The sequence below is a fragment of the uncultured Sphingomonas sp. genome (assembly GCF_946477935.1).
Lineage (GTDB): Bacteria > Pseudomonadota > Alphaproteobacteria > Sphingomonadales > Sphingomonadaceae > Sphingomonas.
Window position 1 is genome coordinate 1 of sequence record NZ_CAMLAC010000228.1, and the last position, 5,932, is coordinate 5,932.

4 protein-coding genes and 1 pseudogene are annotated in these 5,932 nt (G+C 66.4%); 1 reads left to right on the top strand and 4 read right to left on the bottom strand.

The annotated features are described in order from the left end of the window. Window positions 1–112 precede the first annotated feature (112 nt). The 3 genes and pseudogenes from Q0U08_RS17065 to Q0U08_RS17075 all read right to left on the bottom strand — a co-directional run bounded on the left by Q0U08_RS17065 (window position 113) and on the right by Q0U08_RS17075 (window position 3,582). Window positions 113–1,256 (bottom strand): annotated as a pseudogene (locus Q0U08_RS17065) (Gfo/Idh/MocA family protein). Further along, entirely contained in the window at window positions 1,253–2,323 is a 1,071-nt protein-coding gene (locus Q0U08_RS17070) for a sugar phosphate isomerase/epimerase (RefSeq protein WP_298092807.1), read from the bottom strand. Before Q0U08_RS17070 ends, Q0U08_RS17065 begins: the two are co-directional and overlap by 4 nt. Further along, window positions 2,320–3,582 (bottom strand): MFS transporter, encoded by a 1,263-nt coding sequence (locus Q0U08_RS17075; protein ID WP_298092810.1) that lies wholly within the window; start codon window positions 3,580–3,582, stop codon window positions 2,320–2,322. The genes Q0U08_RS17070 and Q0U08_RS17075 overlap by 4 nt, the downstream gene beginning before the upstream one ends. 309 nt (window positions 3,583–3,891) lie before the next feature. Here Q0U08_RS17075 and Q0U08_RS17080 point away from each other — a divergent pair, with 309 nt between their 5' ends. Then, entirely contained in the window at window positions 3,892–4,887 is a 996-nt protein-coding gene (locus Q0U08_RS17080; RefSeq protein ID WP_298092812.1) for a LacI family DNA-binding transcriptional regulator, read from the top strand. On the opposite strand, the gene Q0U08_RS17085 is transcribed toward Q0U08_RS17080, so the two are convergent. Next, the coding region (locus Q0U08_RS17085) for a tryptophan halogenase family protein (RefSeq protein WP_298092814.1) at window positions 4,875–5,932 on the bottom strand (1,058 nt) is incomplete at its 5' end. The genes Q0U08_RS17080 and Q0U08_RS17085 overlap by 13 nt on opposite strands.

The following is a 5,932-nucleotide window of genomic DNA, read 5'->3' on the forward strand; positions in this document are numbered from 1 at the left end:
GCCTTGCACGCGGCAAACGCAGCCGGCGCCGCGCCCTGCGCCTGGGTCGCCTCCGACCCGAACACCAACGCCGCCGACGCGGCACCCATCACGGCCAGGCCAATGAGCAACTTCATGCATTCTCTCCCGGACCGATATCGGTCCATTTTCGGTCGGACCCCGCATTGGCGAGAACCGCCTCAATAAAGTCCATCGTCCGCAATCCGTCCGCCACACCCGGGTGGGCGGCCCCGTCGTCGCCCCGTATAGTAGCGGCAAAGGCGAGGTAAAGATTGCCGAAAGCCTCGATATATCCTTCCGGATGACCGCTAGGTGTACGGAACAGCCCGGCCACTTCAGGCTGCAATCCCGGCCCACCCGCGCGCAGGGTCTCGGCCGGCCGGTCCAGCCAGCGCATCACCAGCGTATTGGGCTCCATCTGCGCCCATTCCAGCCCGCCATGCTCGCCGTGGATGCGCAGCCGCAGGCCGTTTTCCTCGCCGGCCGCCACCTGGCTCGCCTTCAGCGTGCCGCGCGCGCCACCGGGAAAGCGCAGCAACGCGCTGACATCGTCGTCCAGCCGCCGTCCGGGCACATGGATGGCGACGTCCGCCGATACCGACGCCGCCGCCAGTCCCGACACATGCTCGGCCAGGTGAAAGGCATGGGTGCCGATATCGCCAAGGCAGCCGCCCATCCCGGCTCGTGCCGGATCGGTGCGCCATTCGGCCTGCTTGTTGCCGTCGGTATCGATCGGCCGGCTCAACCAGCCTTGCAGATATTCCACCTGCACCAGCCGGATCGTGCCCAGATCGCCGCGCGCAACGCGCAGGCGCGCCTCCTCGATCAGCGGGTAGCCGCTATAGGTGAAGGCCAGCGCGAAATGCCGCCCGCTCTTGCGCGCCGCCGCGGCAATCGCGCGGGCTTCGTCGCCGCTGATCGCCATCGGCTTTTCGCAAAAGACGTGAAAGCCCGCCTCCAGCGCCGCTGATCGCCATCGGCGCATGCAGGTGGTTGGGCGTCACGATCGCCAGCGCGTCGATCCGCTCGCCCTCGGGCAGCGCCGCCTCGCCTTCGAGCAGCGCGTCCAGCGACGGATAGACGCGGGTCTCATCCAGCCCCAGCGCCGCGCCACTGCGCACGTTGCGCGCCGCGTCACTGCTGAACGCCCCCGCGACCAGTTGCCACTCGCCGTCCAGCGCCGCCGCCATCCGGTGCACCGCACCGATAAAGGCACCCTCGCCGCCGCCGACCATGCCCAGGCGAAGCCGCGTCATGCGGCACCGCCATCGGCCGGCAATCCCAGGATCGCGCGGATCGCCGCCCGGTCCACGCCGCTCTTGGCGAAGTCGTCGAACGGATGATCGGTCACGCGAATGATGTGATCGCGGATGAACGGTGCGCCTTCCCGCGCCCCGTCCTCGGACCGCTTCAGCGCGCATTCCCATTCCAGCACTGCCCAGCCCGAATAGCCATATTGCGCCATCCGGCTGAAGATGCCCGAAAAGTCGACCTGCCCGTCGCCGAGCGAACGGAAGCGCCCGGCCCGGTCCACCCAGTCCTGATAGCCGCCATAGACGCCCGAACGCCCGGTCGGATTGAACTCCGCATCCTTGACGTGGAAGCACGAGATGCGATCGTGATACCGGTCGATGAAGTCGAGATAGTCGAGCTGTTGCAGCACGAAGTGCGACGGGTCGAACAACAGCCGCGCGCGCGGATGCTCGCCCACCGCCGCCAGGAACCGCTCCCAAGATGCGCCGTCATGCACGTCCTCGCCGGCATGCACCTCGAATGCGCAATCGACGCCCGCCTCCTCGAACACGTCCAGGATCGGCACCCAGCGCCGGGCGAGTTCGGCGAACGCCTCCTCCACCAGCCCGGCGGGCCGCTGCGGCCAGGGATAGACATAGGGCCAGGCCAGAGCGCCGGGGAAGGTCGCGTGCGCGTTCAGCCCCAGATTGGCGCTCGCCCGCGCCGCCATCTTCACCTGTTCCACTGCCCAGGCCTGCCGCTCGGCCGGCTTGCCATGTACTTCCGGCGGCGCGAACCCGTCGAACAGCGTGTCATAGGCAGGATGCACCGCGACGAGCTGCCCTTGCAGATGCGTGGACAATTCGGTCACCGCAATGCCGTGACGGTCCAGCGTACCACGCAGGTCGTCGCAATAGTCCCGGCTTTCGGCCGCGGTCTTCAGATCGATCAGTTGCGAATTGCACGGGATCTGCACGCCGACATAACCCAGGCCCGCGGCCCACTCGGCCATATGCTCCAGCGTATCGAACGGCGCCTCTTGCCCCATGAATTGCGCAAGGAAGATTCCCGGCCCCTTCATACCCGTCATATTGCGGCCTCCATCTTGCCTTGTGCCTTTTGGTCGTCGCGGAAGGTCAACTGGAACAGGATCGCGATCGCCGCCGCCGCGATCGCCGGATACCACCACATCTGATGCCAGTCGGCGATGCTCGGGTTGGCCGGCAGTTGCGCGTAGAGCAGCCCGCCGATCTGCGACCCGAGCAGCATGCCCAGACCATAGGTGAACAGCGTCAGCATACCCTGCGCCTGGGCGTTCACGCCCTTGGGGGTCGCGATCGTACCCGTATAGATCGCACCCGCCACAAAGAAGAAATCATAGCATACGCCGTGAAGCGCCACGCCGACATAGATCGCCCACAGCGAGTCCCCGCCGTCACCGATGGCGAACAGGGCATAGCGCAGCGCCCAGGCCGCCATGCCGACCAGCAGCAGCGGCTTCACCCCGAACCGGCGGTACAGCCATGGCATCGAGAACATGAACAACAGCTCGGACATCTGGCCGATCGCCAGCGTGCCGCCGACATTCTCGATCCCCGCCGCGCCGACATAGGCGGAGGCATACGCATAATACATCGCCAGCGGGATGGAGATCAGCGTGGCGCAGGTCACGAAGATCAGGAACGAGCGCTGCTTCATCAGGCTGAACGCCTCGACGCACAGCACCTGCCGGACGACGCCCTCGTCGCGCGGCGTGTCCGACGCGACATTGGGCAGGGTGAAGCTGTACAGGCCCAGCGCGATCGACACGACGGCGGCGACGCGGAAGATCTCCGGGCTGGCGGACAGGCCGGCCCAGCCGATGATCAGGCCCGCCGTGATCCAGCCGAGCGTACCGAAGGCGCGCACGAACGGGAAATTATCCGTCCGCTCGCCAAAGCTCTTCAACGCGATCGTGTTCGCCAGCCCGACGGTCGGCATATACAGGATCATGTAGCCCAGCAGCAGCCAGACGAAGGTCGTGCCGCTATCCGGCGTCAGCAGCCCCGGCAGCATGAACAGGATCGCTCCGCCAACCAGGTGCAGGATCACCATCAGCATGCGCGGGGCGACATAGCGTGCCGCCGCCATGCCCAGCAGGAACGATCCGACGATCGACGCAATCGGCCCTACCGAAAAGGCATTGGCGATCAGGTGGCCCACGCCAACCGTCTGCATCGCCAGGCCAAGCGTGACGTTCCACGCGCCCCAGACGAAAAACTGCATGAACATCAGCGCACTCAGGCGCCCCGTCAACCATCCGTCCGCTGGGTTCGCAGTAACGTGTATCGACCTATCGGCAACGGCCATGCCCAAACCTCTCCGCGTGCAGTTTTCCCGCTTCGTATTCAGCAGGCTAAGCAGATCACGAACCCATGTAAAGGTTTACATTCGATCGCAACCGGGAACTTTTGTCGGAGCATGCAAATGCCTGTGGCTTCGCTGCGTAAAAGGTGCTGCGATCACGGCACGTGTTGCGGACCCTTGCAAACGGGCGCTTCGTGGCCGTTCAGAAATCCGCGGAAGAGCGCGCCCGCACCGCGAAATGCGTTTCAACGCATTTTCAAACAGGCTCTTAGCGGTCGACATTGATGCCGGAATGGCCCCATGGAGCACAGCATGCCGACGATCATCGAAGTCGCAGCCATGGCGCGCGTGTCCACCGCCACGGTCTCGCGCGTGCTCAGCCAGCCTGACCGTGTCGCCGAACCGACGCGGGACCGGGTTCTGGCCGTGGTGCGTGAACTGGGCTACGCGCCCAACGTCGCGGCCCGTACCCTGCGCACCCTGCGCGCGGCCAAGATCCTGCTGACCGTGCCCGATATCTCCAATCCCTTCTTCGCCAGCGTCATCCGGGGTGCGGAGGAGGCGGCGCGCGATGCCGGCTATGCCGTTGTCCTCGGCGACACCCGTCATGATCCGGAGGTGGAGGATCAATATGCCGCCATGCTGTCGCGGCGCGAGGTGGACGGCATGATCTTTCTCGGCCACCGCCTGCCCGAAAGCCTGCGCGACATCGTCTCGCAGGCCGGCGCGCCGATCGTCAACGGCTGCGAATACAGCCCGGAACTCGGCGTCTCGGGCGTGTATATCGACAATGAAGCGGCCAGCACCGACATGATGGAGCATCTGATCGCGCTCGGTCACCGCGACATCGGCCTTGTCACCGGCCCGCCGATCAGTCCGCTGACCCACCACCGCCAGTCGGCCGCCATGCTGACGGCGGAGCGTTACGGGATCGCGGACCGCCTGCACGTCCATGTCGGCGATTATTCCGCCGGTTCCGGCTTCGAACAGGCGCGCATGCTGCTTGGCCGGCAGGTGACCGCGATCTTCTGCTTCAATGACGAGATGGCGTTCGGCGCGATCAGCGCGGTTGCCGCCGCCGGTCTGTCCTGCCCCCATGATGTGTCCGTCGCGGGGTTCGACGATCTGCCGCTTGCCCGCTTCTCTCAGCCTGCGCTGACCACCATCGCCCAGCCCAAGGCGCAGATCGGCCGCAAGGCGGTGGAATTGCTCGTGAAAACCCTGCGCCGGGACGAGACGCAGATACAGCAGTTCACCCTGCCCCACGAACTCCTGGTCCGCGGCAGCACCGCCGCTTACCGCGGATAGGGGCAGTAACGCTCCAGAAACGCCTGATGCGCCGGCAGCGCCGCCACCTGCCGCGCCACCTGCCCCCGCATGTCGTCCATCACCTGCCGCAACCGCGCCTCCCCCATGATCGCCCCCATCCGGTGATGCTGCCGCGGCATCACTCCCTGCCCCATCATCACCTGCACCCAGGAATCGACGCGGAACAGCTCGTCGCCCGCCTGATACGCCATCGCATTGTCGCGAAACAGCGCGATCCGCTCGCTCAGCGTGTCGGGGATCGCCATGGTCCGCGCGCGCCGCCAGAACGGCGTATCGTCCCGCTCGGTCAGCACGTAATGCAGCACGATGAAGTCGCGGATCCGCTCCAGGTCGGCCGCGGCCTGATCGTTGAAGCGCCGCGCCAGCGCCGTGCAATCGCCGTCGAACGGGAACATCTGGAGCAGCCGGGTGACCGCGATCATCACCAGATGGATGGCGGTGGACTCCAGCGGCTCCACGAACCCGCCGGCCAGCCCGATCGCCACGCAATTGCCCCGCCACGCCTCGCTGCGCCGTCCCGCCTTGAAGCGGATGGTGCGCGGCTCGATCAACACCTCGCCTTCTACCGCTGCCAGCAATCGCGCCTGCGCCTCATCGTCCGACAGGTGCGCCCGGTCATAGACCAGCCCGTTGCCCACCCGATGCTGCAACGGGATCTGCCATCGCCATCCCGCACCGTGCGCGATCGCGCGCGTGTAGGGTACTGCCGGCCCTACGGCCCTCGTCTGCGTCACCACTGCCGCATCCGTCGGCAGCCACTCGCTCCAGTCGATGAACGCCGCCCCCATCGCCTGCCCGATCAGCAGCGCCCGAAACCCGGTGCAATCGATAAACAGATCACCCTCGATGCGCATGCCCGAGCGCAGCACGACCGCCTGGATGTCGCGGTCCCGCTCCACCCGCTCGATCATCCCCTCGACACGTCGGACGCCCGCTCCCTCGGCCACTCCCCGCAAGTGCCGCGCATACAGCCCCGCATCCAGATGATAGGCATAGCTGAGCGTCTTGAGCGGCGAGCCGGGCG